Annotated in this window: 23 protein-coding genes; 13 read left to right on the top strand and 10 right to left on the bottom strand. The window is 73.4% G+C overall.

Annotation, left to right across the window (positions count from 1 at the left end; all coding sequences use genetic code 11):
• The first annotated feature begins 61 nt into the window (after nucleotides 1–61).
• The 4 genes from ACFYZS_RS28505 (at nucleotide 62) to ACFYZS_RS28520 (ending at nucleotide 4,114) form a co-directional block, all read left to right on the top strand.
• Complete coding sequence (locus ACFYZS_RS28505) at nucleotides 62–1,264, top strand: amidohydrolase family protein (protein ID WP_389018419.1); 1,203 nt, start codon at nucleotides 62–64, stop codon at nucleotides 1,262–1,264.
• On the top strand, nucleotides 1,264–2,418 hold the full coding sequence (locus tag ACFYZS_RS28510; protein WP_389018422.1) for an acyl-CoA dehydrogenase: 1,155 nt from the start codon (nucleotides 1,264–1,266) through the stop codon (nucleotides 2,416–2,418). The genes ACFYZS_RS28505 and ACFYZS_RS28510 overlap by 1 nt, the downstream gene beginning before the upstream one ends.
• A 5-nt stretch (nucleotides 2,419–2,423) precedes the next feature.
• The gene (locus ACFYZS_RS28515; RefSeq protein WP_389018425.1) at nucleotides 2,424–3,326 is read left to right on the top strand and encodes an acyl-CoA dehydrogenase family protein; all 903 of its coding nucleotides are present in this window, start codon (nucleotides 2,424–2,426) and stop codon (nucleotides 3,324–3,326) included.
• Nucleotides 3,327–3,679: 353 nt separating this feature from the next.
• Complete coding sequence (locus tag ACFYZS_RS28520) at nucleotides 3,680–4,114, top strand: ATP-binding protein (RefSeq protein ID WP_389018429.1); 435 nt, start codon at nucleotides 3,680–3,682, stop codon at nucleotides 4,112–4,114.
• A 169-nt stretch (nucleotides 4,115–4,283) separates the two neighbouring features.
• Here the strand turns inward: ACFYZS_RS28520 and ACFYZS_RS28525 are convergent, their stop codons facing one another.
• Nucleotides 4,284–4,949: a response regulator gene (locus ACFYZS_RS28525; protein WP_389018432.1), complete on the bottom strand. Its 666-nt coding sequence runs from the start codon at nucleotides 4,947–4,949 to the stop codon at nucleotides 4,284–4,286.
• Complete coding sequence (locus ACFYZS_RS28530; protein WP_389018434.1) at nucleotides 4,946–6,124, bottom strand: sensor histidine kinase; 1,179 nt, start codon at nucleotides 6,122–6,124, stop codon at nucleotides 4,946–4,948. The genes ACFYZS_RS28525 and ACFYZS_RS28530 overlap by 4 nt, the downstream gene beginning before the upstream one ends.
• Before the next feature lie 148 nt (nucleotides 6,125–6,272).
• Between ACFYZS_RS28530 and ACFYZS_RS28535 the strand changes: the two genes are divergently transcribed.
• Nucleotides 6,273–6,857 (top strand): hypothetical protein, encoded by a 585-nt coding sequence (locus ACFYZS_RS28535; protein WP_389018437.1) that lies wholly within the window; start codon nucleotides 6,273–6,275, stop codon nucleotides 6,855–6,857.
• A gap of 79 nt (nucleotides 6,858–6,936) precedes the next feature.
• Here the strand turns inward: ACFYZS_RS28535 and ACFYZS_RS28540 are convergent, their stop codons facing one another.
• Nucleotides 6,937–7,725: a VOC family protein gene (locus tag ACFYZS_RS28540; RefSeq protein ID WP_389018502.1), complete on the bottom strand. Its 789-nt coding sequence runs from the start codon at nucleotides 7,723–7,725 to the stop codon at nucleotides 6,937–6,939.
• A 97-nt stretch (nucleotides 7,726–7,822) separates the two neighbouring features.
• Nucleotides 7,823–8,749, bottom strand: a complete 927-nt coding sequence (locus ACFYZS_RS28545; RefSeq protein WP_389018439.1) for a cyclase family protein — start codon at nucleotides 8,747–8,749, stop codon at nucleotides 7,823–7,825.
• 109 nt (nucleotides 8,750–8,858) lie between these two features.
• Between ACFYZS_RS28545 and ACFYZS_RS28550 the strand changes: the two genes are divergently transcribed.
• Genes ACFYZS_RS28550 through ACFYZS_RS28560 form a run of 3 tightly spaced genes read left to right on the top strand, consistent with a single transcriptional unit; the run spans nucleotide 8,859 to nucleotide 12,067 of the window.
• Complete coding sequence (locus ACFYZS_RS28550) at nucleotides 8,859–9,779, top strand: SDR family oxidoreductase (RefSeq protein ID WP_389018442.1); 921 nt, start codon at nucleotides 8,859–8,861, stop codon at nucleotides 9,777–9,779.
• A gap of 15 nt (nucleotides 9,780–9,794) precedes the next feature.
• Nucleotides 9,795–11,003, top strand: a complete 1,209-nt coding sequence (locus ACFYZS_RS28555) for an acyl-CoA dehydrogenase family protein (protein WP_389018445.1) — start codon at nucleotides 9,795–9,797, stop codon at nucleotides 11,001–11,003.
• Nucleotides 11,000–12,067: a Zn-dependent alcohol dehydrogenase gene (locus tag ACFYZS_RS28560; protein ID WP_389018447.1), complete on the top strand. Its 1,068-nt coding sequence runs from the start codon at nucleotides 11,000–11,002 to the stop codon at nucleotides 12,065–12,067. The genes ACFYZS_RS28555 and ACFYZS_RS28560 overlap by 4 nt, the downstream gene beginning before the upstream one ends.
• A 94-nt stretch (nucleotides 12,068–12,161) precedes the next feature.
• On the opposite strand, the gene ACFYZS_RS28565 is transcribed toward ACFYZS_RS28560, so the two are convergent.
• Entirely contained in the window at nucleotides 12,162–12,788 is a 627-nt protein-coding gene (locus ACFYZS_RS28565) for a flavin reductase family protein (protein WP_389018504.1), read from the bottom strand.
• A gap of 139 nt (nucleotides 12,789–12,927) precedes the next feature.
• Between ACFYZS_RS28565 and ACFYZS_RS28570 the strand changes: the two genes are divergently transcribed.
• Both ACFYZS_RS28570 and ACFYZS_RS28575 read left to right on the top strand, forming a co-directional pair.
• Complete coding sequence (locus ACFYZS_RS28570) at nucleotides 12,928–13,830, top strand: hypothetical protein (protein WP_389018449.1); 903 nt, start codon at nucleotides 12,928–12,930, stop codon at nucleotides 13,828–13,830.
• A 149-nt stretch (nucleotides 13,831–13,979) separates the two neighbouring features.
• Nucleotides 13,980–14,774: a VOC family protein gene (locus ACFYZS_RS28575; RefSeq protein ID WP_389018452.1), complete on the top strand. Its 795-nt coding sequence runs from the start codon at nucleotides 13,980–13,982 to the stop codon at nucleotides 14,772–14,774.
• 9 nt (nucleotides 14,775–14,783) lie between these two features.
• On the opposite strand, the gene ACFYZS_RS28580 is transcribed toward ACFYZS_RS28575, so the two are convergent.
• The 4 genes from ACFYZS_RS28580 to ACFYZS_RS28595 form a co-directional block, all read right to left on the bottom strand.
• Complete coding sequence (locus ACFYZS_RS28580) at nucleotides 14,784–15,587, bottom strand: enoyl-CoA hydratase/isomerase family protein (protein ID WP_389018455.1); 804 nt, start codon at nucleotides 15,585–15,587, stop codon at nucleotides 14,784–14,786.
• Nucleotides 15,588–15,674: 87 nt separating this feature from the next.
• Entirely contained in the window at nucleotides 15,675–17,909 is a 2,235-nt protein-coding gene (locus ACFYZS_RS28585) for an acetate--CoA ligase family protein (protein WP_389018458.1), read from the bottom strand.
• A 207-nt stretch (nucleotides 17,910–18,116) separates the two neighbouring features.
• Entirely contained in the window at nucleotides 18,117–19,106 is a 990-nt protein-coding gene (locus ACFYZS_RS28590; protein ID WP_389018460.1) for a hypothetical protein, read from the bottom strand.
• 146 nt (nucleotides 19,107–19,252) lie between these two features.
• A complete protein-coding gene (locus ACFYZS_RS28595; RefSeq protein WP_389018463.1) occupies nucleotides 19,253–20,464 on the bottom strand; it encodes a flavin-containing monooxygenase in 1,212 nt (403 codons plus the stop codon).
• Between the two features lie 370 nt (nucleotides 20,465–20,834).
• Between ACFYZS_RS28595 and ACFYZS_RS28600 the strand changes: the two genes are divergently transcribed.
• Together ACFYZS_RS28600 and ACFYZS_RS28605 are read left to right on the top strand one after the other, a co-directional pair.
• Entirely contained in the window at nucleotides 20,835–21,287 is a 453-nt protein-coding gene (locus ACFYZS_RS28600; protein ID WP_389018466.1) for a DoxX family membrane protein, read from the top strand.
• A gap of 41 nt (nucleotides 21,288–21,328) precedes the next feature.
• On the top strand, nucleotides 21,329–21,760 hold the full coding sequence (locus tag ACFYZS_RS28605) for a Zn-ribbon domain-containing OB-fold protein (protein WP_389018468.1): 432 nt from the start codon (nucleotides 21,329–21,331) through the stop codon (nucleotides 21,758–21,760).
• Between the two features lie 58 nt (nucleotides 21,761–21,818).
• Here ACFYZS_RS28605 and ACFYZS_RS28610 read toward each other — a convergent pair whose 3' ends face one another.
• Nucleotides 21,819–22,514 (bottom strand): pyridoxal 5'-phosphate synthase, encoded by a 696-nt coding sequence (locus ACFYZS_RS28610; protein ID WP_389018471.1) that lies wholly within the window; start codon nucleotides 22,512–22,514, stop codon nucleotides 21,819–21,821.
• 170 nt (nucleotides 22,515–22,684) lie between these two features.
• On the opposite strand from ACFYZS_RS28610, the gene ACFYZS_RS28615 reads away from it, so the two are divergent.
• On the top strand, nucleotides 22,685–23,182 hold the full coding sequence (locus ACFYZS_RS28615; protein ID WP_389018473.1) for a hypothetical protein: 498 nt from the start codon (nucleotides 22,685–22,687) through the stop codon (nucleotides 23,180–23,182).
• The last annotated feature ends 209 nt before the right edge of the window (nucleotides 23,183–23,391 follow it).

Consider the following 23,391-nt stretch of genomic DNA (forward strand, 5'->3'; position numbering starts at 1 on the left):
GCTAGCGTGTTTCTGACGCTCCATCAGATTCACCGGATTCATCGGCTCGCGAGGGGACACCATGGAACTGGAACTGCCTCGGATCATCAGCGTCGACGACCACGTCATCGAACCCGCGCACCTCTTCGACGTCTGGCTGCCGGCCAAGTACCGCGACCGCGGGCCCAAGGCGCTCACGGCGGGCATCGGCGAGCTCCAGTACACCGGCGGCAAGTACGTGATCTCCATGGACCCCGACGGCCCGCCGACCGACTGGTGGATCTACGAGGACCTGAAGTTCCCGTACAAGCGCAACATCGCCGCCGTCGGCTTCGACCGCGACGACATGACCCTGGAGGGCATCACCCGCGAGGAGATGCGGCGCGGCTGCTGGGACCCCAAGGCCCGCCTCGCCGACATGGACCTCAACCACGTCGAGGCCTCGCTCTGCTTCCCGACCTTCCCGCGCTTCTGCGGGCAGACCTTCGCCGAGGCCCACGACAAGGAGGTCGCCCTCGCCTGCGTGCGCGCCTACAACGACTGGATGGTCGAGGAGTGGTGCGGCGACAGCGGCGGCCGGCTCATCCCGCTCTGCATCATCCCGCTCTGGGACATCGACCTCGCCGTCGCCGAGATCCGGCGCAACGCCGCCCGCGGGGTGCGCGCCGTGACCTTCTCCGAGATCCCCACCCACCTCGGGCTCCCCTCCATCCACTCCGGCTACTGGGACCCCTTCTTCGCCGTCTGCCAGGAGACGGGCACCGTCGTCAACATGCACATCGGGTCCAGCTCCCAGATGCCCGCCGCCTCGCCCGACGCCCCGCCCGCCGTCCAGGCCTCGCTCAGCTTCAACAACGCCATGGCCTCGATGATGGACTTCCTGTTCAGCGGGGTGCTGGTGAAGTTCCCGACGCTGAAGCTGGCCTACAGCGAGGGGCAGATGGGCTGGATCCCGTACGCCCTCGAACGCGCCGACGACGTATGGCAGGAGCACCGCGCCTGGGGCGGGGTCCGCGACCTGATCCCCGAGCCGCCGTCCACCTACTACTACCGGCAGATCTTCTGCTGCTTCTTCCGCGACAAGCACGGCATCGCCTCGCTCGACGTCGTGGGCCGCGACAACGCCACCTTCGAGACCGACTACCCGCACGTGGACTCGACCTTCCCGCACACCAAGGAGGTCGCCCTCGACCACGTGAAGGGGCTGGACGACGAGACGGTCTACAAGCTGATGCGCGGCAACGCCATCCGCATGCTCGGCCTGCCCATGGACGAGAACCGCTGATGGACCTGACGTACACGCAGGAGGAGCAGGACTTCCGGGCCCGGCTGCGCGAATGGCTCGGCAAGACCCTGCCCGAGCTGCCCGCGAGGCCGTCCCCCGACGACTGGCCCGGCCGGCGCGCGTACGACGCCGGCTGGCAGCGCAGGCTGTACGACGCCGGCTACGCCGGCCTGCACTGGCCCGTGGACGCGGGCGGGCGCGGGGCCACCCCCACCCAGCACCTGATCTTCCTGGAGGAGACCGAGCGGGCCGGCGCCCCGTACGTCGGCGCCAACTTCGTCGGGCTCCTGCACGCCGGTCCCACCATCGCCGCCGAGGGCACGGCCGCCCAGCGCTCGCGCTGGCTCCCGCCCGTACTGCGCGGGGACGAGGTGTGGTGCCAGGGGTTCAGCGAGCCGGACGCGGGCTCCGACCTGGCCGCCCTGCGCACCCGCGCCGTGCGCGACGGGGACGACTACGTGATCACCGGCTCGAAGATCTGGACCTCGCACGCGGAGGTCGCCGACTGGTGCGAGCTGCTCGTGCGGACCGACCCCGCGGCCCCGAAGCACCGCGGGATCTCCTGGCTGGCCATGCCCATGGACGCGCCCGGGGTCACGGTCCGGCCGCTGCGCACCCTCGCCGGCTCGGCCGAGTTCGCCGAGGTGTTCCTCGACGAGGTCCGCGTCCCCGTCGCCAACCGGGTCGGGGACGAGAACGACGGCTGGCGCGTCACCATGGTCACCCTCTCCTTCGAGCGGGGAACGGCCTTCGTCGGCGAGGTCGTGGCCTGCCGCCGCACCCTGGGCGAACTCGCGCGCACGGCCAAGGCGAACGGCCGCTGGGACGATCCGGTGCTGCGGCGCCGGCTCGGGCGGCTGTACGGGGAGTTCGGCGCGCTGTGGCGGCTCACCCAGTGGAACGTCAGCGAGTCCGAGGCCTCCAGCGGGGTGCCGGGCGTCGGCGGCTCCGTCTTCAAGCTCGCCTACTCGCACGCGCGCCAGGAGCTGTACGACACCGCCGCCGAGGTGCTGGGCGCGGACTGCCTCGCGCTGGAGGGGGAGTGGGTCCCGGACCGGCTCTCGTCCCTCTCGTACACGATCGCGGCGGGCACCTCGCAGATCCAGCGGAACATCGTCGCCGAGCGGATCCTCGGCCTCCCGAAGGGCCGGTGAGGGCCGTGGACTTCCGGTTGACGGACGAGCAGCGCGACCTGCGGGCGGGCGTACGGGACCTGCTGGCGGGCCGCTACGGGCGCGAGGCGCTGCGGGCCTCGGTGGACGCGGGCGGGACCCTGGACCGGGGGCTGTGGCGGGAGCTCGGCGAGGCCGGGTTCTTCGCCCTGCGGCTCCCGGAGGCGCGGGGCGGGGTCGGGCTGGGGCTGCCCGAGGCGGTCCTCGTCTTCGAGGAGGCGGGCCGGGCCCTGCTGCCGGGGCCGCTCGTCGCCACGCACCTGGCGGCGGGGACGGTTGCGGGGGCCGCGGAGGGGGCCGCGGTGGTCACGGCCTTCGACCTGGGCGGGACGCTGGTGGCCCACCTCGGCGAGGCGGACGCGGTGCTCGGTGCGCCGTTGCTCCCTTCGGGTGAGCCGGTGCCCTCGGCGGACCCGCTCACCCCGCTGCACCGGGTGGCTTCGCGGCCGCCGGCCGGCACGGAGGCGTACCGCGACGAGGGCGCGCTGCTGACGGCCGCCCTCCAGGCCGGCAGCGCGCTGCGGACGGTGGAGCTGGCGGTGCAGTACGGGCGCGAGCGCGAGCAGTTCGGGCAGCCGATCGGGGCCTTCCAGGCGGTCAAGCACCTGTGCGCGCAGATGCTGGTGCGGGCGGAGGTGGCCCGTACGGCGCTCTACGCGGCGGCGGTGACGGCGGACCCGGCGGAGGTGGCCGCGGCCAAGCTGCTGGCCGACGAGGCCGCCGTGCGCAACGCCCGCGACTGCCTCCAGGTGCACGGCGGGATGGGCTTCACGTGGGAGGCGGACGTGCACCTGCACCTCAAGCGGGCCTGGGTGCGCGCCGAGCAGTGGCGGACGGCGGGGGAGGCGCAGGAGCTGCTGGCGGCGGAGCTGGCGGCGGCCTCGACGTAGCCCGATGTAGCTCCCTGTCACGAAAAGGGGCGGGACGGGGCGGGACGGGGCACGGTCGGGACGGCCCGGGACGCATGTCCGATTACAGAGAGTTGATATCGGTTTGTGTCCTTGGCCCGGCCCATTGCGGCCCGGACCGGGCGGCCTGCTCCGGTACGCTCCCGGGAATGCGAGCGGCCCAGCAGCGCGAGCGACGCGCAGTATGCACCACGCCTACTCCTTCGCGCTGGAATATGCCCGAAGCGCTTGTTGTGGTGACTGTATGTCAACCATGCTGCTCCGCAAGGGGATCACACTCGGTGATCCCGTCCTGTCGCGAGGCGAAGTGTCCGCCGGTTCGGATGGTGTGAGCGGTGCAGGTGCTTCAGGTACAGCTGGAGGTAGGACCGGATCCCGCCGAGGTCGGCCGGGCCCGCCGCTGGGCGCGGTCCCGGCTGGCGGGGTCGGGCATAGGGGATGACGAACCGCTCGCCGAGACGCTGATCCTGCTGATCTCCGAGCTGGTCACCAACGCGGTCGTGCACACCGGCTGTCCGGCCGTCCTGCGGATGCTCTTCGGGGAGCCGGGCGTACGCGTCGAGGTCGCCGACACCAGCTCCCGCGGCCCGGCCCGGCGGCAGGCCGCCGGGGACGACACGGGCGGGCGCGGGCTGGAGCTGGTGGACGGGCTGGCCGACCGCTGGGGCTGGCAGCGCGAGGGCGCGGGCAAACGGATCTGGTGCGAGATCGACCGCGCGGACAAGCCGGCGGATTGTCGGTCGACGTGGGAACCGCGCGTGTACCTCTAACGAGGTGTTGACGGCTCGTCAACTGTTGATCACCCTTGTAAGGAGCGATTCGTCGCGAGGGGACGCCAAGGGCAGACCTTGACGAGTGCGGGTCGTGGGGTGGCGGCTGCCGTGCCGCGCTCGGGGCGCGCACGACCGTACGCCGCCACCCGCTGGTTCCCGCGCAGCCTCAACCGGGCGGCGTGACCAGGCCCATTTCGTAGGCCTTGATGACCAGTTGCACCCGGTCCCGGGCGTCCAGCTTCGTCAGCAGCCGGGCCACGTGCGATTTCGTCGTCGCCACCGTGATGAACAGGTCCTGCGCGATCTCGCTGTTCGACCGGCCCCGTCCCACCAGGGTCAGCACCTCCTGCTCCCGGCCGGTGATCGCCGGAACGCGCTCGGGGGCGGGCGCCGGGCCCGCGGCGAAGTCCGCTATCAGGCGGCGCGTGACGCCCGGCGCGATGAGGGCGTCGCCCGCCGCGACCACGCGGACCGCGGCCAGGATGTCGTCCAGCGCCATGTCCTTCACGGCGAAACCGCTCGCGCCGGCGCGCAGCGCCCCGTACACGTGCTCGTCCTCGTCGAAGGTGGTCAGGATCAGCACGCGGGCGCCGTCCGGGCCGGCTGCCGTCAGGCGGCGGGTCGCCTCGATGCCGTCCATCTCCGGCATCCGGATGTCCATCACCACCACGTCGGGGGCGAGCTCGGCGCTCATGCGGACCGCCTCGGCGCCGTTCGCGGCCTCGCCCACGACCTCCAGGTCCGGGGTGTCGGCCATCAGGACGCGCAGCCCCGAGCGCACCAGGGGCTGGTCGTCGGCGAGCAGTACACGGACGTTGCCGCCGGCGTTCATTCCTTCTCCTCGGGTTGTCCGACCGGCAGGGCCGCCGCCACGCGGAAGCCGCCCCCGGGTCGTGGTCCGGCCTCGAAGCGGCCGTTCAGCAGGGCGGTGCGCTCGCGCATGCCGGTGAGGCCGAATCCGGCGCCGGGGGCGGCGCCTTCCGCGGTGCCGCACCCGTCGTCGGTGATCTCCAGGGTCAGTTCGTCCCGTCCGTACGCGATCTCCACCCGGCAGCCGTCGGCCCGCGCGTGCCGGACCACGTTGGTCAGCGCCTCCTGCACGATGCGGAACGCGGCCAGCTCGATGTCGGAGGGCAGCGGCCGCCGCTCCCCCGACCACGCCAGGTCCACCCGTACGCCCGTATCGCCCGCGGCGGCCGCGGCGAGCCGGTCGATGCCGTCCAGGCCCGGCGCGGGCGCCAGCGGCGCGGGCTCGCTGCGGCGCAGGGCGACCAGCGTGCGGCGCAGCCCGGCGAGGGTCTCGCGGCTGGTGGCCTCGATGGCCCGCAGCGCCTCGCGGGCCTGTGCGGGCTGCGTCTCGATGACCCGGCTGCCGACCCCCGCCTGGATGGCGATCACGCCGATGCTGTGGGCGACCATGTCGTGCAGCTCGCGGGCGATGCGCAGCCGCTCGTCGGTGAGGGCCTGCTCGGTGGCGCGGGCATGCGCCTGCGCGGCGGCCTGGCGGCCGCGCCGTACGGAGTCGCCGATCAGCCAGCCGAGGACCACGATCGGCAGCTGGCTCTGGGCGAGGACGCGGGCGGCGGAGCCCTCCGCGGGCACCGCGAACTGGGCGGTGATCAGCAGGAGGACGGTGATGCCGACGGCCGCCAGGGTCACCCGGCGCGAGCGGGTGGCCGCGGCGATGCCGAGCGCCACCGCGGCGGGGATCACCAGGGTGATCGTGAGGCCGGGGGCGCGGCCGAGGAAGAGCAGCAGGTACGTGCCGAGCAGCATCAGGGCGAGGGTGGTGAGCGGCGCCCGCCGCACCAGGAGGGCGGCGGTCAGCACGCCGGTGACCGCGAGGAGCGGCCCCACGTCGAAGATCTGGTCGCCGAGGCCCAGGGGGACGCGGAACGCGAGGTTCGACAGCAGGAGGGTGCCGAGCGCGGCGCCCGTCCAGAGGGCCGCGACCTGCCATCGGAAGGGCTGCCGACCCCGGCCGGCCTGCCCTGATGAGGTGTCCATGGCGCGACCCTAACGGCGGCTGCGCGTACGGACATCCGCCCTCGGGATGCATCCCGCAGGGGGGTGCCGGACCCGGTGGTAACAAGGCATTCCGCTTTCGAGGACAATTGGGGCGCACTCGACGTTACTCAGCAGTAGGAGCAAGCGCGTGAACCAGGACCGGCGCCGCCAGGCCGAGGACTTCCTGCAGCCCGACGAGCAGTTGATCGCCGTATGTGCCTGCGAACCGGGTCCGGGCGTGCCGAACCCGCCGGAGGACCTGCTCGCGCCGCCGGAGCCGGCGGCGCTCGGCCGCCGGATCGAGGAGAAGCTCCCGCGCCCCCTCCAGCAGTTCTTCAAGGCGCGCGGACACGACCCGCGCCGGGAGACGGCCGAGCGGGTCCCCGACGCGTCGGACGGCACGGGCATGGAGGGCGGCTGGCAGAGCGCGGCCGGCCGGTTCCTGATCGGCCGCGCCAACGCGCGCGGCTCGGCGACGGACGTCCTCGTGGTGACGGACCGGCGCTGGTTCGCCCTGACGGACGTCTCGCCGCTGTGGCAGTCGACGCCGGTGATGCAGCAGTACTGGGAGGTCCCGCGCTCGGCGATCACCGTCGTCCGGGCGAACGGGACGGGCCTGCTCCAGAAGGGCCGCATGCACATCGAGTTCGCCGACCTCTCCTGGGTGGCCGTCGCCGCCCTGACCCCGGCGGAGGCCCCCGCCTTCGCGGCCGCCGCGGCCCGCTACCGCTGAGACACGGGCCGTCGCCCCGGCGCGCTCGAGGCGGTGTCGCCCCGGCCGTCGGCCGGGGCGACGTGCGGCTCGGGGAGGGCTACTCCGGTCCGGCCCCGGCGATCACCGCGAAGGTGCCGCCCTGGGGGTCGGCGAGGATCGCCATCCGGCCGGCCGGCATGTCGAACGCCGGGGCCTTCACGGCGCCGCCCGCCCGGACCGCGGCCGCCTGGATGCCGTCGACGTCGTCGACGGCGAAGTACGGCAGCCAGTGCGGCGGAACCCCGGGCGGCAGCGCGGAGAGGTCCATCATCCCGCCGACCGCGCGGCCGCCGACCTTGAACTCCGTGTACCCCTCGGCGCCCGGCATGTCCGACTTCGCCGTGCTCACCGGCAGTACGGCCGAGTAGAACGCCGCGGCGACCGCCGTGTCCCCGGTGCTCAGCTCGTTCCAGATCAGCGCGCCGTGCTCGTTGACGATGCCCGCCCCGGGGAAGGTGCCGTACTGCCAGAGGCCGACGACGGCGCCGGTCGGGTCGGTGACGACGGCCATCCGCCCGAGGTCCATGACGTCCATCGGGCCCATCATCACGCTGCCGCCCGCGTCGGTGACCGACTTGAGGGTGGAGTCGATGCCGTCGGTGGCCAGGTACGTGGTCCACACGGTCGGCGGCATCGGGTCGGGGACGGAGCCGTCCGGGTTGGAGGCGCGCATGATCCCGGCCACCGGCTTGCCCTTGAGGGTGCAGACGGAGTAGCCGCCGGTCTCCGCCGGGCCGATCTCCCCCTGCCAGCCGAAGAGGTCGCCGTAGAAGTCGAGGGCCGCCTGCTGGTCGGGGACCATCAGGTCGATCCAGCAGGGGGTGCCGGCCTGGTAGGGGCCGTTCATGTCGGGCACGGATGCCTCCGGGGCTGCCGATGAGGGTTGGACGGCCGCTCCCTACCCCGCCCCCGGCCGCCGAACCGGGCCGTACGGATGAACGTGCTCAGAGGATCGCGACCGGGGCGACCGGGGTGCCGACGCCGCCAACGAAGGGCTCGGGCATGGCCGACAGCAGGAAGCCGTAGCGGTTTTCTTCTGCACAGGCTGTGGACAACCTTTCGAGGTTCCAGTTCTGGCCCTGGTGCATGCCCATCTCCACCAGGTCCAGCGCGTGCACCGGCAGCCACAGGTTCTCGATCTCCGGGGGGAAGATCTCGAAGGTCAAGGTGTCATTGGCCACCGCCGCCACGTCCCGCGCGTGGAACCACTCCGGCGTGCGGACGGACAGCCCGGGCGACGGGAAGCCGTAGCCGTGCTTGTCGCCCGCCAGATAGACCTGGATCTGGCCGGTGCGCACCAGGACGACGTCTCCGGCCCGCACGGTGACCCCGCCGAAATCCTCCGCCTCGGCCAGGTCCTCGGGCGTCACCGCGTGGCCGCCCGGCAGCCGGTCCAGGCCCTTCGCCCGCGCCACGTCCAGCAGGACGCCCCGCGAGACGATGTGGCCGGCCTTGTCGATGCCGCTGAACTCGGCGCGCCCGTGCGCCGTGATCGTCCCCGCCGGCCGGCCGTTGTAGATCTTCCCCGAGTGCGAGACGTGCGTGAGCGCGTCCCAGTGGGTCGCGGCCTGGAGCCCCATGGTCACGGCGTCGTCGCTGCACGCCACCGTGCCCGGCCCGAACAGCTCCTGGTTGATCTGCACCATCGTGTGCAGCGGGTTGATCCGGCCGGGGATCATGCCGGCCTGGACCCCGTCCTCCTTGAGCGGGAGCGCGAGCGCGACCCGGCGGCCCGAGCGGACCTCGGCCGCGGCGGCCCTGACGACCTCGTCGGTGATGAGGTTCAGGGTGCCGATCTCGTCGTCGGCGCCCCAGCGCCCCCAGTTGTTGACGCGCTTGGCGATGTCGTGGAACTCGGGGGGCATGGCCATGGATCTCATCAGCTCCCTGTCGATGCGAGATGAACCGGGTCTTGTGCTCCCGTGTCCGGCTGCCCATAGAATCTAACGGACCGTCAGAAATCGCGGGAAGGGGTCGGGCGTGGGGAACTTCTTGACCGGCAAGGTCGTGGCCGTCACCGGCGCGGGCCGGGGCATCGGGCGGGCCGTGGCACTCGCGGCGGCCGCCGAGGGCGCCAGGGTCGTCGTCAACGACTACGGCGTCGGCGTCGAGGGCGGGGAGCCGACGAGCGAGATAGCCGACGGCGTGGTGAAGGAGATCCAGGCCGCCGGCGGCGAGGCCGTCGCCGTCGCCGACGACATCTCGACCATGGCGGGCGGCCAGCGCATCGTCGACACCGCCCTCGCGCAGTTCGGCCGCATCGACGGCGTCGTGTGCGTCGCCGGCATCCTGCGCGAACGGATGCTGTTCAACATGTCCGAGGAGGAGTGGGACCCGGTCGTCGCCACCCACCTCAAGGGCACCTTCACCGTCTTCCGCGCCGCCTCCGCCGTCATGCGCCGCCAGGGCTCCGGCACCCTCATCGGCTTCACCAGCGGCAACCACCAGGGCTCCGTCGCCCAGGCCAACTACAGCGCAGCCAAGGGCGGGATCATCTCCCTCGTCCGCTCCGCCGCACTCGGACTGGCCAAGTACGGGGTGACCGCGAACGCCGTCGCACCCGTCGCCCGCACCCGGATGTCGGCCAACGTCCCCATGGAGCTCAAGGAGATCGGCGAACCCGAGGACGTGGCCGCCCTCGTCACCTACCTCCTCTCCGACAAGGCCGTCGCCGTCGGCGGCGAGAGGATCACCGGGCAGGTCTACACGATCGCCGGCCCGAAGATCGCCGTCTGGGCGCAGCCGCGCGAGCTGCGCGCCGGATACGCCGAAGGCTCCTGGACCCCCGAGAAGATCGCCGACTTCCTGCCCGGGACGGTGGGCACCGACCCGATGCCGATGCTCGCGCAGCTGGAGGCCATGGCCAAGGCGGCGGCCGCCAAGGACCGCCCCAACGCGTAGGGGAGCCCCGACGACATGGACTTCAGCTTCGGGGCCGAGGACGAGGAGCTGCGCGCCCGCGCCCGCTCCTGGCTCACCGGGCACCTGGCGGGCCCGTACGCGGACGCCCTCGGCCTCGGCGGGCCCGGCAGCGAGCACGAGGGGGTCGAGGCCCGGCGCGCGTGGGAGCGCGAACTGGGCCGGGGCGGCTGGATCGGCCAGGGCTGGGAACTGCCCTCCGGGGCGTACGGGCAGCAGCGGCTCTCACTGACCGGCCAGGTCGTCTGGGCCGAGGAGTACGCGGCGCTGCGCGCCCCCGCCCGGGTCGGCCACATCGGCGAGAACCTCCTCGCGCCGACCCTGATCGCGTACGGGTCCCGGGAGCAGCGGGACCGCTTCCTGCCCGGCATCGCCCGCGGCGAGGAGCTGTGGTGCCAGGGGTACAGCGAGCCGGGCGCCGGCTCCGACCTCGCGGGGATCCGTACGACGGCGGTACGGGACGCCGCCGACGGGCGGTTCCGCGTCACCGGGCAGAAGATCTGGACCTCGCTGGCCCGGGACGCCGACTGGTGCTTCGCCCTGGCCCGGACCGAACCGGGCTCGCGCCGCCACCGCGGGCTGTCCTTCCTGCTCGTACGGATGGACCAGCCGGGACGGGTCGAGGTCCGGCCCATCCGCCAGATGTCGGGGACGAGCGAGTTCAACGAGGTCTTCTTCGACGGCGCGACGGCGCAGGAGGTCGTCGGCGGGGAGGGCAACGGCTGGACCGTGGCCATGGGGCTGCTCGCCCTGGAACGCGGGGTCTCGACGCTCGTCCAGCAGATCGGGTTCGCCGCGGAGCTGGAGCGGGTGGTGGCGGCGTACGCGGCCGCGGCGCCGGCGGGCGCCGGGGATCCCGTACTGCGCGAACGCCTCGTACGGCAGTGGGCCGAGCTGCGCACGATGCGGTGGAACGCCCTGCGGACGCTGGGAACGTCCGGCGACCCGGGTGCGCCGAGCGTGGCCAAGCTGCTCTGGGGCGGCTGGCACCGGCGGCTCGGCGAGCTGGCGGTGGCGGTCCGCGGAGCCGGGGCCTCGGCCGGGCCGGCGGACTGGGCGCCCGGGACCCCGTACGAACTCGGACTCGACGAGGAGCAGCGCCTGTTCCTGTTCACCCGCGCCGACACGATCTACGGCGGCTCGGACGAGATCCAGCGGAACATCATCGCCGAGCGCGTGCTCGGCCTGCCTAAGGAGTCCAGGTGAGAGGCGTCGTGTTCGACGGCAAGCAGGCCCGGGTGGTCGAGGATCTGGAGATCCGCGATCCGGGGCCGGGGGAGGTGCTGGTCGCGATCACGGCGGCCGGGCTGTGCCACAGCGACCTGTCGGTGATCGACGGGACGATACCGTTCCCGCCGCCGGTGGTCCTGGGGCACGAGGGCGCGGGGGTGGTGGAGGCGGTCGGGTCGGGTGTGACGCATGTGGCACCGGGCGATCACGTCTCCCTGTCGACCCTCGCGAACTGCGGGGCCTGCGCGGACTGTGACCGGGGCCGGCCGACCATGTGCCGCAAGGCGATCGGGATGCCCGGGCAGCCGTTCTCACAGGGCGGGAAGCCGCTGTTCCAGTTCGCGTCCAACTCGGCCTTCGCGGAGCGGACGATCGTCAAGGCCGTCCAGGCGGTGAAGATCCCGGACGACATCCCGCCGACCTCGGCCGCGCTCATCGGCTGCGGTGTCCTGACGGGCGTGGGAGCCGTGCTGAACCGGGCCCGCGTGGACCACGGGGAGTCGGTGGTCGTCATCGGTACGGGCGGCATCGGGCTCAACGTGATCCAGGGCGCGCGGATCGCGGGCGCGTCCGCCATCGTGGCGGTGGACGCGAACCCGGCGAAGGAGGCGGTGGCCCGGCAGTTCGGCGCCACGCACTTCATCGACGCGTCGGCCGTCCCCGACTCGTCGGCGGCCGTGCGCGAGATCCTCCCGACGGGCGCGGACCACGCCTTCGAGTGCGTGGGCAACGTGAAGCTGATCCGGCAGGCCGTCGACCTGCTGGACCGGCACGGGCAGGCGATCCTGCTCGGGGTCCCCGGCTTCAAGGAGGAGGCCTCGTTCACGGTCTCGTCCATGTACCTGGACAAGACGATCATGGGCTGCCGGTACGGCTCCTCCCGCCCGCAGCGGGACATCGCCCTGTACGCGGAGCTCTACCGGCAGGGCAGGCTGCTGCTCGACGAACTGGTCACGGAGACCTACCCGATCGAGGACTTCGCGAAGGCCGTGGACGACGCACGGCACGGGCGGGTGGCGCGGGGGGTGCTCACGTTCTGACCTTCTGACGTTCTGGCCCTCTGACGTTCTCACCCGTACGACGCGAAGACCCCGCCTCCGGCCGGAGGCGGGGTCTTCGCGCGCTGCCTGCGGGCTACTCGGCGGCGAGGCGGCCGAAGCGGCCCTTGTGGAAGAGGAGCGGGCCGTCCTCGCCTGCGGCGCCCATGGCCTCGACCCGGCCGACCACGATCAGGTGGTCCCCGCCGGTGTGCACGGCGTGGATCCGGCAGTCGATCCAGGCGGGCACGGCGTCGAGCTGCGGTGACCCGGTCACGGGGGCGGGGGTGTGCGCGACCCCGGCGAACTTGTCGGCGCCGCTGACCGCGAAGGCTCGGCACAGCTCGCCCTGCCCGGCGCCCAGGATGTTGACGCAGAACACCCCGGCGCGGGCGATCCGGGGCCAGGTGGTCGACGTACGGGCCACCATGAACGTGACCAGCGGCGGGTCGAGCGACAGCGAGGCGAAGGACTGGCAGGCGAACCCGGCCGGGCCGTCCTCGCCCTCGGCGGCCGGAGCGGTGATGACGGTGACCCCGCTGGCGAAGTTCCCGAGCACGGACCGGAACTCGGCCGGGCTGACGGGGGCGCGCTCGTCCTCGCCGACGGCCCGCAGGTCGGGGCGCGGCAGCGCGTCGACGCGGCCTGCGCCCTGGCCCTGCTCCGACGGGGCGGAGGTGGGGGAGCCGACTGACCTGAGGTATCGGACGACGGTGGCCGCCATCCCTGCGTGTCCCATCACGTCAACGATTGAAGCTGACGGTCCGTCAGATGGGAAGGGGCGCGGGCGGGTGACTCGGAAATGGGGAGGGTGTATCGTCGCCATCGATTGAACGTGTTCAATTATTGTGGGGGTGGGGGCCATGGGGACGCCAGAGGTGCACGAGGTGCCGGACGCGCGGAGCGGGGCGCGGACGCGGACGCGCCTGTCGACCGGGTCGGAGCTGGCCTTCACGGCGCAGGCCGTCGTGGCGGGAGCGGTCTTCCTCGCCACGTCCGGCATGCGCGACGACCACGGCCTCGGCATCGATTCCTCCGTCTTCGGCTCGATTCCCCTGATGCTCCTCGTGGTGGCCTTGGCCGCGTACCTGCACCGGGCGCTGTTCACCCTGCCGGTGATGGCGCTGACGCGGTCCCTGGGGAGCCCGTGGTGGGCGGCGCCCTGGGCCGCCGGGCTCGCCGCGGCCTACGCGGGGTGGGCCGCGGCGGGCTGGGACCTGCCGTACGGGTGGACGCTGCTGTGGATCGCGGGCCCCGGGGTGCTCCCGGTGCTGGCGGCCTCGTACGCGCACCACCGGTCGCTGGGGTGGACCGGGATGGCGGCCCGGATCGGCGCCGTCACCGGGATCGCCCTGCTCCTCTGCGCGTTCGGCGCCTTCCTCCAGGAGCGGACCGGACTCGGCGCCTACGAGCCGCCCCGGCTGGAGCGGGAGCAGTACGCCGGGGAGTGGATCGGCGGCGGGGGCGCGTACCGGCTGCGGCTGGGGGAGAACGGCGAGGCCGTCGTCGGGAACCTGGCGCTGGCCGCGCCGGACGGGCTGTGGGACACCTGCTCGGGGACCGGGACGTGGACGTTCGAGCCGAGGCGGGAGTCCGGCGGCCTCTTCGACCGGACGCGGGACCGGGTCGCGCTCAAGGTCGAGGGCTGTGGCCCGATGCGCGACTGGGAGGTGGCCGGCACGGCCGAACGGCCCGAGCTGTTCTGCGTGATCGGCGATGCGCAGGACCTCCACCCCCGGTACGCCGAAACCATGCACCGGCTGTAGCCACGGGGCGGGGCGCGCCGGGGCGAGGAGGGGCGTTCGCCCGTACGGGTGAATCCACTGCCCCGCCGGGACCCGTACGGCGGACAGCCCCTCGGCAGGTCGGCATCGTGGCCCCCGGTCCCGATCCACCCGTCTCCCAGGAGGACTCCATGCTCGGCACCGACTTCCGTCTCGGATCGCCCGTCTGGCTCGACCTCGGCAGCCCCGACACCACCGGCGCCGCGGGGTTCTACGGCTCCGTCTTCGGCTGGACCTTCACCGACCTGGGTCCGGACGCCGGCGGGTACGGGTTCTTCCAGGTGGACGGGAAGACCGTCGCCGCGCTCGGACCGCTCACCGAGGAGGGCGCGAGCTCCGCCTGGATGCTGCACTTCAAGGCGGACGACATCCAGGCCACCGTCTCGGCCGTGCGGTCGGGCGGCGGGAAGATCCGGATGGAGCCCATGGACGTCATGGGCGAGGGCTGGCTGGCGCAGGCCACCGACCCGCAGGGCGCCGAGTTCGCGCTCTGGCAGCCCGGGAAGACCGCCGGGCTGGGGCTGGTCTCCGACGAGAACAGCCTGGTGTGGGCGGAGCTGCACGTACCCGACCCGGCCGCGGCCGTCGCCTTCTACGACGGAGTCTTCGGCTGGCGCAGCCAGGACATGGAGACGCCCGGGATGACGTACCGCGTGCTCAGCCTCAAGGACGGCGACCAGCAGCAGACCTCGTTCGGCGGGATCGCGCCGATGGGCGACGGCGCGGGCGGCGGCGGCGTCGAGAAGCCGCGCTGGGTCCCGTACTTCAACGTCGCGGACGTCGACGCCGTCGTCTCGGCGGCCGGCGCGAACGGGGGCTCCGTGCTCATGCCGGCCGCGGACGTGCCGGACGTCGGCCGGATCGCGTGGCTGGCGGACCCGTCCGGCGCCGTGTTCGCCCTGCTGAAGCCGAACCCGCAGATGTGAACCGCCGGTTCAGCGGCCGAGGTACTTGGGCGAGCGGCGCTCCACGAAGCTCGCCACGCCCTCGTTCGCGTCGGCGGTGGTCATGTTGATCTCCTGAGCGGTGGCCTCGGCGGCCAGTGCGGCCGCCCGGTCACCGTCCAGGGAGGCGTTGACCAGCTGCTTGGCCAGCGCGAGGGCGCGGGTCGGGCCCTGCGCGAGGCGCTCCGCCCACTCGCGGGCGGCGGCCTCCAGCCCCTCGGCCGGAACCACCCGGTTGACGAGGCCGAGCCGCTCGGCCTCGGCGGCGGGGACGGCGTCGCCGAAGAACATCAGCTCCTTGGCCTTCTGCGGGCCGATCAGGCGCGGGAGCAGGTACGCGCCGCCGCCGTCGGGGACCAGGCCGCGGCGGACGAACACCTCGATGAAGCGGGCCGATTCGGCGGCGATGACGAGGTCGCAGGCGAGGGCGAGATGGGCGCCGATGCCGGCGGCCGTGCCGTTGACGGCGGCCAGGACGGGCTTCTCGCAGTCGAGCACGGCGGTGATCAGGCGCTGCGCGCCGAGCCGGATCATGCGGGCGACGTCGCCGGCGACGCGCTCGCCCGGTGCGGCGGGGGCGCCGCGGAGGTCCGCGCCCGCGCAGAACCCCTTGCCGGTGGCGGTGACGACGACGGCCCGGACACCGGGGTCGGCGGAGGCCTCGGCCAGCAGCGCGATGACGCGCTCGCGCTGGTCCCAGGTGACGGCGTTCATGGCCTCGGGGCGGTTGAGGGTGATCCACGAGACGCCGCTCTCGATGCGGTGCAGGACTTCGTCCTCGGTGCTGCCGGTCATCCGGTGAACTCCCGTTCGGGGTGGGGGCGGTCGGGGGCGGCTGCGCCGCTCCGGGGCTGCTCAGGGGGGAGCGGGGCCGCGCCGCGGTCAGCGGCAGATGGCCAGGGCGTCCAGGGCCACCGCGCCCTGGCCGCGCGGGAGCACCATCAGCGGGTTGATGTCCAGCTCCGAGAGGACGCCCCCCAGCTCCAGCGCCATCCGCTGCACCCGCAGGACCACCTCGACCAGCGCGTCGACATCGGCGGGGGGCGCCCCCCGGACCCCCTCGAGCAGCGCGTGGCCGCGCAGCTCGGCCAGCATCGCCCGCGCCTGGTCCTCCCCGAACGGGGGGACCCGTACCGCCGCGTCGTGCAGGACCTCCACCAGGACCCCGCCCAGGCCCACCGTCACCGTCGGGCCGAAGAGGTCGTCCTGCGTCACGCCGACGACCATCTCGACCCCCCGCTCCACCATCTGGCAGACGAGGATCCCGTCCAGCGGGACGTTCTCGTAGCGGGCGATGTCCGTCAGCTCCCGGTACGCGTCCCGGATCTGGCTCGCCGAGGTCAGGCCGATCTTCACCAGCCCGAGTTCCGTCTTGTGCCCGAGCTGCGGGCCCGATGCCTTCATCACCACCGGGTACCCGACCAGCCCCGCCGCCCGTACCGCGGCCGCCGCGCTGGTCACGAGCTGCTCGCGGGGGACCCGTATCCCGTACGCCCGCAGCAGCTGCTTCGCCGCGTGCTCGCTGAGCTGCTGGCCCGGCCGCATGAGCGCCTGTGCCTTGCGGTACGAGGGGGACGAGGTCCGCGGGGCGTCCTCGAAGGGGGAGCGGTACGCGGCCGTGAACCGGTGGTGGCCGAGGTAGGCGCGGACGGCGGTGATGCAGTTGCCGAACGTACGGAAGGTGGCGACGCGGGAGGAGCCGAGCAGGGTGGTGCGGTAGGCCTCCTCGGTGCCGACGGGGGAGCCCCAGATGACGCAGATCAGCTTGTCGCTCTGCTCGGCCGCGTCCACCAGGTCCTGCGCGAGCTTGTCGCTCATGGGCGGGAAGGGCCCGGTGATCGGGCAGATCAGGACGCCCACCGACGGGTCGGCGAGGATCGCGTCGATGATCTTGCGGCCGCGCCAGTCGCCGACCGGGTGGCCGCCGTTGTCGACGGGGTTGGCGACGTTCAGGTACTCCGGTATCCACTGGTGGAGTTCCTGCTGCTTGGCCTCGCAGAGGGTGGGGAGGCTGAGGCCCGCCTCGGTCGCGAGGTCCGAGAAGTGGGCGCCGGTGCCGCCGGAGATGGAGTACACGACGACCCCGTCGGCCAGCGGTTTCCGGGCTCGGGCGAGGAGGGCGGCGGTGTCCTGGAGCTCGTCCAGCCCGTCGACGCGGATGACGCCGAACTGCCGCATCGCGGCGTCGACGACGGTGTCCGCGCCGGTCAGCTTCCCGGTGTGGGAGGCGGCCATGCGGGCGCCGGTCTCGGTGCGGCCGACCTTGACGGCGACGACGGGGACGCCGTTGCGGGCGGCCCGGTCGGCGGCGAGGAGGAACTGGCGGCCGTCCTTGAGGCCTTCCACGTAACAGGCGATGGCGCCGACCTCGGGCCGCTCGGCGAAGTAGGAGATGAAGTCGGAGGTCTCGAGGTCGGCCTCGTTGCCCGTGGGGGCCCAGTGGGAGAGCCGGATGCCCAGCTCCTGGAGGGTGTAGACGGGCCGGCCCTGGTGGCCGGACTGGGTGATGAGCGCGATCGCCGGGCCGTCGAGGTCCTCGCGGAACTCCTCGAAGGCGTTGAGGTTGGTGTTGGGGCCGAGGAGGCGCAGGCCCGAGCGCCGGACGGCGGCCGCGAGCCGCTCCTGGGCGGCGGCGCCCGCGGTGCCGGTCTCGGCGAAGCCGGAGGCGAAGGCGACGGCGAACTTCACCTTGGCCTCGGCCAGTTCCTCGATCACGGGCAGTGGATCACCGACGAGGAGGACGGCCAGGTCCACCTGCTCGGGCAGGTCGGCCACGGACGCGTGGCAGGCCAGCCCGAAGACGGTGGGGCGGGTGGGGTGCACGGGGTGGATCCGCGCGCCGACGCGCTCCGCCCAGGCGATGAGCTGGCGGGTGATGCCGGTGTTCGGTCTGCCTTCGGCGTCGGAGGCGCCGATGACGGCCACGGACTCGGGCCGGAAGAACCGGTCGAGGTCGGGGACATCGGCGTGCAGGGGCCGTCCGCTGACGTCCACCGCGACCGCGTCCGCGGCGGACGGCGCCGCCGTGGAGTGGACGGCCGTCCTGGGGGTCTCCCCGCAGGCATCGACACGTGCGCGGAAGTCGGTGGTGAGGGTGCCGTGAGTAGATCCAAGCATCGTTCCGCCCGCTCCTGCTCGATGAACCTCAATAACTGACGCGTAGTCAGATTACTGAACTGACGTGCCGTCAGGAACAGTGCTGCGCAGGAAAGCTGGTGGAGGTGGTGTGTGGAACGGTCCCAGACCCCGCCGGGACGGGTCCAGAGCACCTTTCGGCCGAGGTCCGGCCGGCGCACCGGACGGGGGCGGGGGCTGGGGGCGCCGTCAGGTGCGCGAGGGGACCGTGCAGGTCGGACCGCCGACGGTGAGGTCGTCGGCCTCCTCGTACGGATCGGCCACGGGCCACGGGCGGTGGGCCCGCTTCGCCTCCTTCGAGAAGTACGGGTGGACGAAGCCGTCGGCGGCGGCGCCGCAGTCGTGGTTGGCCAGTCGCCGCCGGTACTCGACGGGTGCGAGTCTCCCGGTCGCGGGATCGAAGTCCAGGACCAGGTGGCGGCGTACGACGACCCGCGCCACCTCCTCCGTGTCGCTGGTGGGACCCGGCTGCGGTTCCGCCGTGCGGCGCAGTGCGTAGGCGAAGGTGTAGTCGGCGTGGATCCGCACCTGCCGCGCCACGCCGTCGGCGGCGGGGTTCGGTGCGGCCTCGTAGGCCATGCGGCCGTGTGCCCTGAGGCCGCGGTCCGCCAGGGTCAGGCTCTCGGGGTCGAAGCGGGTGAACATCTCCAGGGCGTCGGTGTTCGGGGCGCCGGGGTTGCGCAGGTGTTCCGCCAGTGCGGCGGTCGCCGGATGCCCCGGGTCGAGCAGGTCCAGGGCCTTGGTCGGGAGCCCGCCCTCCAGAACGCCGGGGTCCATGTCGGCCGCGGTCAGGAACTCACGGACGCGGCGCAGTCCGTCGCCCACCACAGGGCTCGGTATGGGTCCCACCGCCTCGGCCGGCGGCAGCTCGATGTCCTGCCCGCTCGTCGCCCAGGGCGCAGCGGGCGAGCCGCGGAACGGCATGTTCGTCGTCGCGGGCCACTCGGCGGGCCACATCGCCTCTTCGAGCAGACCGGGAGCGAACGGCTCGTCGGCGGGCCGCTCGCCGAGCGCGGAGACCAGCGCCCAGGTGATGACACCCGCCAGGGCCACGGCCGCGCCTGCACCGAGGGTCCGCTTGCGCATCCGGCGCAGCCGGTCCTGGCGCAATGCCTCCTCGCGTCCGGGATCGCGGCTCTCCATGCGCAGTCGGGCAACGAAATCCACAGGATCCGGCATGTCCGGTCCCCCCTTGTGCTTGTGCTTGTGCCTCTTCGTGTTGATCGGTGGGCTCGGCACATGTCGGCGGCCGCGGCGAGGAGCGGCGACCGGTCCTTGCCGCAGTCGGTGCCGGTGTCGTTGCTGGTGCCGGGGGCCGCGACGGCTTAGGCGAGGGGGTCGACCGGGCGGAGGCCCGTGTCCGGGAGGGGGGCGGCCGGGGGGAGGCCGGCCAGCGGGCCGAGGCGGCGGGAGACGGCCTTGGCCATCTTCTGGGCGTCCAGGGCCATTTCGCGGAACATGCCGCTGATGGGGTTGGTGAAGCCGGTGAAGTACAGGCCGGGAGCGTGCGCCGGGGTGCGGGTGCCGTGTGTGCGGGGGCGCCCGCGCCCGTCGAGCACGTCCAGGTGCCCGACCAGGCCCTCCAGGCCCCGGCGGTACCCGGTGGCCGCGACCACCGCGTCCGGGGTGATGCGGGAGCCGTCGGCGAGCACCACCTCCGCGCCGTCGAAGGAGGCCACGGCGGCGACCGGTTCGATCCGGCCCGCGCGTACGGCGTCGATCAGCCCGACGTCCTGGACCGGGATGGCGCCCTCCCTGACCCTGCTGTACAGGCCGGTGGCGGGGCGGGGGAGTCCGTACGCCGTCAGGTCGGGGACCGAGGCCTTGGCGACGAGCGCGCCGAGCCGGTCCACGAGCCGTACGGGCAGCCGCCGCACCAGGATCCCGGTGCGCTGCGCGGGCCAGCCCGCGGTGGAGCGGCGCACGATGTGCGGTGCGGTGCGCACGGCGAGCCGCACCCGCGCGGCCCCGCCCTCGACCAGGTCGACGGCTATCTCGGCGCCGGTGTTGCCGGCGCCGACGACGAGTACGTCACGGCCCGCGTACGGCGTGGCGTTGCGGTACTCGCGGGCGTGCCGCAGCTCCCCGCTGTACGTGTCCCGGCCCGGCCAGTCGGGCAGCGCGGGGGTGTGGTTGAAGCCGGTGGCGACGACGACGGCCCGGGCGTCGAGCACCCGCCCGCCGGTGGCCTGCAGCAGCCAGCCGTCCCCGCCGGGGGCGGGGTCGATCCGGGTGACCTCGACGCCGGTGACCAGCTCCAGCTCGTGGAACTCGGCGTACTTCTCCAGGTACCGCACCACGTTGTCCCGCGACACCCACCGCCCGAACCTGCGCGGCATGGCCAGCCCGGGGAGGGCGGAGAGCCGGCGCGTGGTGTGCAGGTGGAGCCGGTCGTAGTGCCCCCGCCAGGAGGCGGCGACGTCGTCGGACTTCTCGACGACCACCGCGCGCACCCCGCGGGCGCGCAGCGCGGCGGCCGCGGCGAGGCCGCCGGGCCCGGCGCCGATCACGTAGACCGGGCGGGGCTGGGTGGACATGTCGGGGGCTGTGGGGACTCCAGGCATGAGGAGTGAGCGTATCGACACACAGCGTTGATGGGTCTCGGACAAGGAGGGAATCGATTGCGGATCGATCACGGGGCGGTTGCGGCGGCCACCCGCCGGGGCCCGGCCGGGCACGGCCCGGTCGGCCGGCCTCCGCCCCTCCCTCCGAGCGGGCGGGCGCTGCGGCGAGCTGCGCCCGAGCCTGGCCGAGGAGCGGCTTCGCGCGGAGACCGGGGGCGTCGAACCGGCGGTGGCCGCCGCCCGACGGGCCGAGTCCGGCCGAACGGAGCGCTCGGTCACCCTTGCGGGATCGCTCCCGATCCGCTGAACTGACGTACCGTCAGATCGAGGAAGGGGAGGGCCGATGCAGACCATCTGGCTCAGTGGGGCCGAGTGGCTCGCCGTGCTCCGGATAGGGCTCGGCCTGTGGTGGCTGGAGAGCTGGCGGCACAAGGACAAGAAGGGCTGGTTCGAACGCGGCACCGGCATCGCCTGGGCCGCCGACGTCGCCGGCAAACACCGCTGGCCGTTCGTCAAGGGCGGCTTCGAGAAGGTCGTCCAGCCGCGCCCGCGGCTGATGGCGTACGTCGTCGTCTACGCGGAACTCGCCCTCGGGCTGGGCCTGGTGCTCGGCTTCCTGACCCCGATCGCGCTGGTCGGCGGGCTGCTGCTGAACCTGCTGTATCTGGTGCTGATGATCCACGACTGGGCCGAGCAGGGGCAGAACGCGATGATGGCCCTGATCTCGCTCGTCGCGCTCTTCGCGATGGCGTGGCAGACGTGGTCCGTGGACGCGGCGATCGGACTGTTCCTGTGAGCGCCGGAAGTGCGGGGAGTTCTGTGAGTGCCGGGAGTCCTGTGGGTGCGCCGCGTTACGACCTGCCGGAGACCGACGACTTCACCCGGCCCTACTGGGACGCGGCCGCCGAGGGGCGGCTCCTGCTGCGCCGCTGCGCGGACTGCGCGCGGGTCCACCACTACCCGCGGGAGTTCTGCCCGTACTGCTGGGCCGGCGAGGAGCGGGTGGCCTGGGAGCCTGCGAGCGGCCGCGCCACCCTCTACACGTGGTCGGTGATCCACCGCAACGACCTCCCGCCGTTCGGGACGCGCGTCCCGTACACGGCGGCCGTGGTCGACCTGGCCGAGGGTCCGCGCATGATGACGGAGGTCGTCGACTGCGCCCCGGCGGACCTGCGGATCGGCATGCCGCTCGAAGTGGCCTTCCGCGAGGCGGCGGAGGGCGTGTGGGTGGCGGTGTTCCGGCCGGAGGGTGCGGACTCGCGCCCTTAGGGGGCGTCCGTCCCGGGGGGTCCGGCACTGGTCGGCGGGACACCCCCCGAGGGGCCCGTCACGGCCAGAGCAGCTCGCGGGTCCAGGTGGTGGCCTCGGGGGAGCGCCGGTAGCGCAGCCGGACGTGGCGGCGTGCCGGGTCGCCCTGGAAGAACTCGACCTCGGTCGGGTCGAGGACGTACCGGGTCCAGGTCGGGGCCGGGGCGTCGGGCTCCGTACCGGCCCGCTCCCAGGCGGCCTCGGAGGCGCGCCGCAGCTCGTCCACGCTGCCGAGCACCTCGCTCTGCTGGCCGGTCAGCGCCGCCGCGAGCGCGCCCCGCGAGCGGACCGCCAGGTCCGCCCGGCTCTCCTGCGGCCCGCAGGCCGTGACCCGGCCGCGGAGGCGGACCTGCCGGGCCACGGCCGGCCAGTAGAACCCGAGCGCGGCGTCCGGGTGGCCGGCGAGCTGCCGGCCCTTGGCGCTGGTGGCGTGCGAGGCGAAGTGCCAGCCGTGGCCGTCCGCGTCGTGCAGCATCAGGGTGCGTACGTCGGGCCGCCCGTCGGCGTCCACGGTGGCCAGGCTCATCGTGTGCGGCTCCGGCTGCCCGGCCGCGGCGGCATGCAGGAACCACTGACGGAACAGCGCCAGCGGCTCGGCGGGCGCGGCGTCCGGATCGAAGCCGGGCAGGGGGCCGTCCCATACCCGCAGCGAGTGCAGGGTGGCGCGGAACGCCTCGATCTCGTCCGTCTCGGAGCTGGGGATCTCACGGGTCATGCCGCCCATCGAACCACGGGGACCAGCTTCGGCATTCGCCGGATTCGGAGCCTCCGCTCTTCCTATGATGTGCAGCCTTCAACGACTTGAGGTGGGGGCCCATCATGCGCAGCGGCGGCAGTGGCAGATCGAGCGGGGCGAGCGGTACGCGCGGGGTGGGTGGAGCGGGTGTGAGACGGCGCGGCGGTGTGCTCCGGCACACCGTGGTGGCCCTCCTGGTCGCCTGCACGGCAGCGGCCTGCGGCCCGGCGGAGGGCGGAGGCCCGGCGGTACCGCCGCCGCCGAGACCGTCGGTGAGCGTGACGGCCTCGCCGACGCCGTCCCCGTCCCCGTCCGCGACGGCCACGCCGTCCCCGTCCGCGACGCCGACCCCCACGCCTCCGGTGGTGGAGACGCCGGACGCGAAGCCGGCCCCGACCCGTACGCTCTCCTCCGGCTCGACCGGGAGCACGCCGAAGCCGCCCGCCACGAAGGCGCCGACGAAGGCGCCGACGCAGGAGGCGAGCCATCCGGCGAGCGGCACGTGCGAGATCGTCTCCAACGCCGGGAACTGCTACAAGGCGGGCCAGTTCTGCCGCAAGGCAGACCTGGGCCGCTCGACCCACGCCGAGAACGGGCGCCTGATCTACTGCCGCCTGGACGGGAGCCAGCCGCGCTGGCAGTACTGAGGGGCGGGGCCGGTCTGTTGGGCGGGGTCGGCTGGGCGGGGGCTCCGGCCGGGCGGGGTCGGGAGTGGTCCGGGGGTTTCCCGACAGTCCACTGTCCTTCCGTGTCGGTCCGGGCCGTCAAGGGCGCTCCCTGCGGTCGCGTCGCTTCGCGATGGCCTTCGGCCACCCTTGACTGCCCGGCCCGCCCCGGAATGCCATAAGACTGTCGG

The organism is Streptomyces sp. NPDC001903 (assembly GCF_042891345.1).
Taxonomy (GTDB): Bacteria; Actinomycetota; Actinomycetes; order Streptomycetales; family Streptomycetaceae; genus Streptomyces.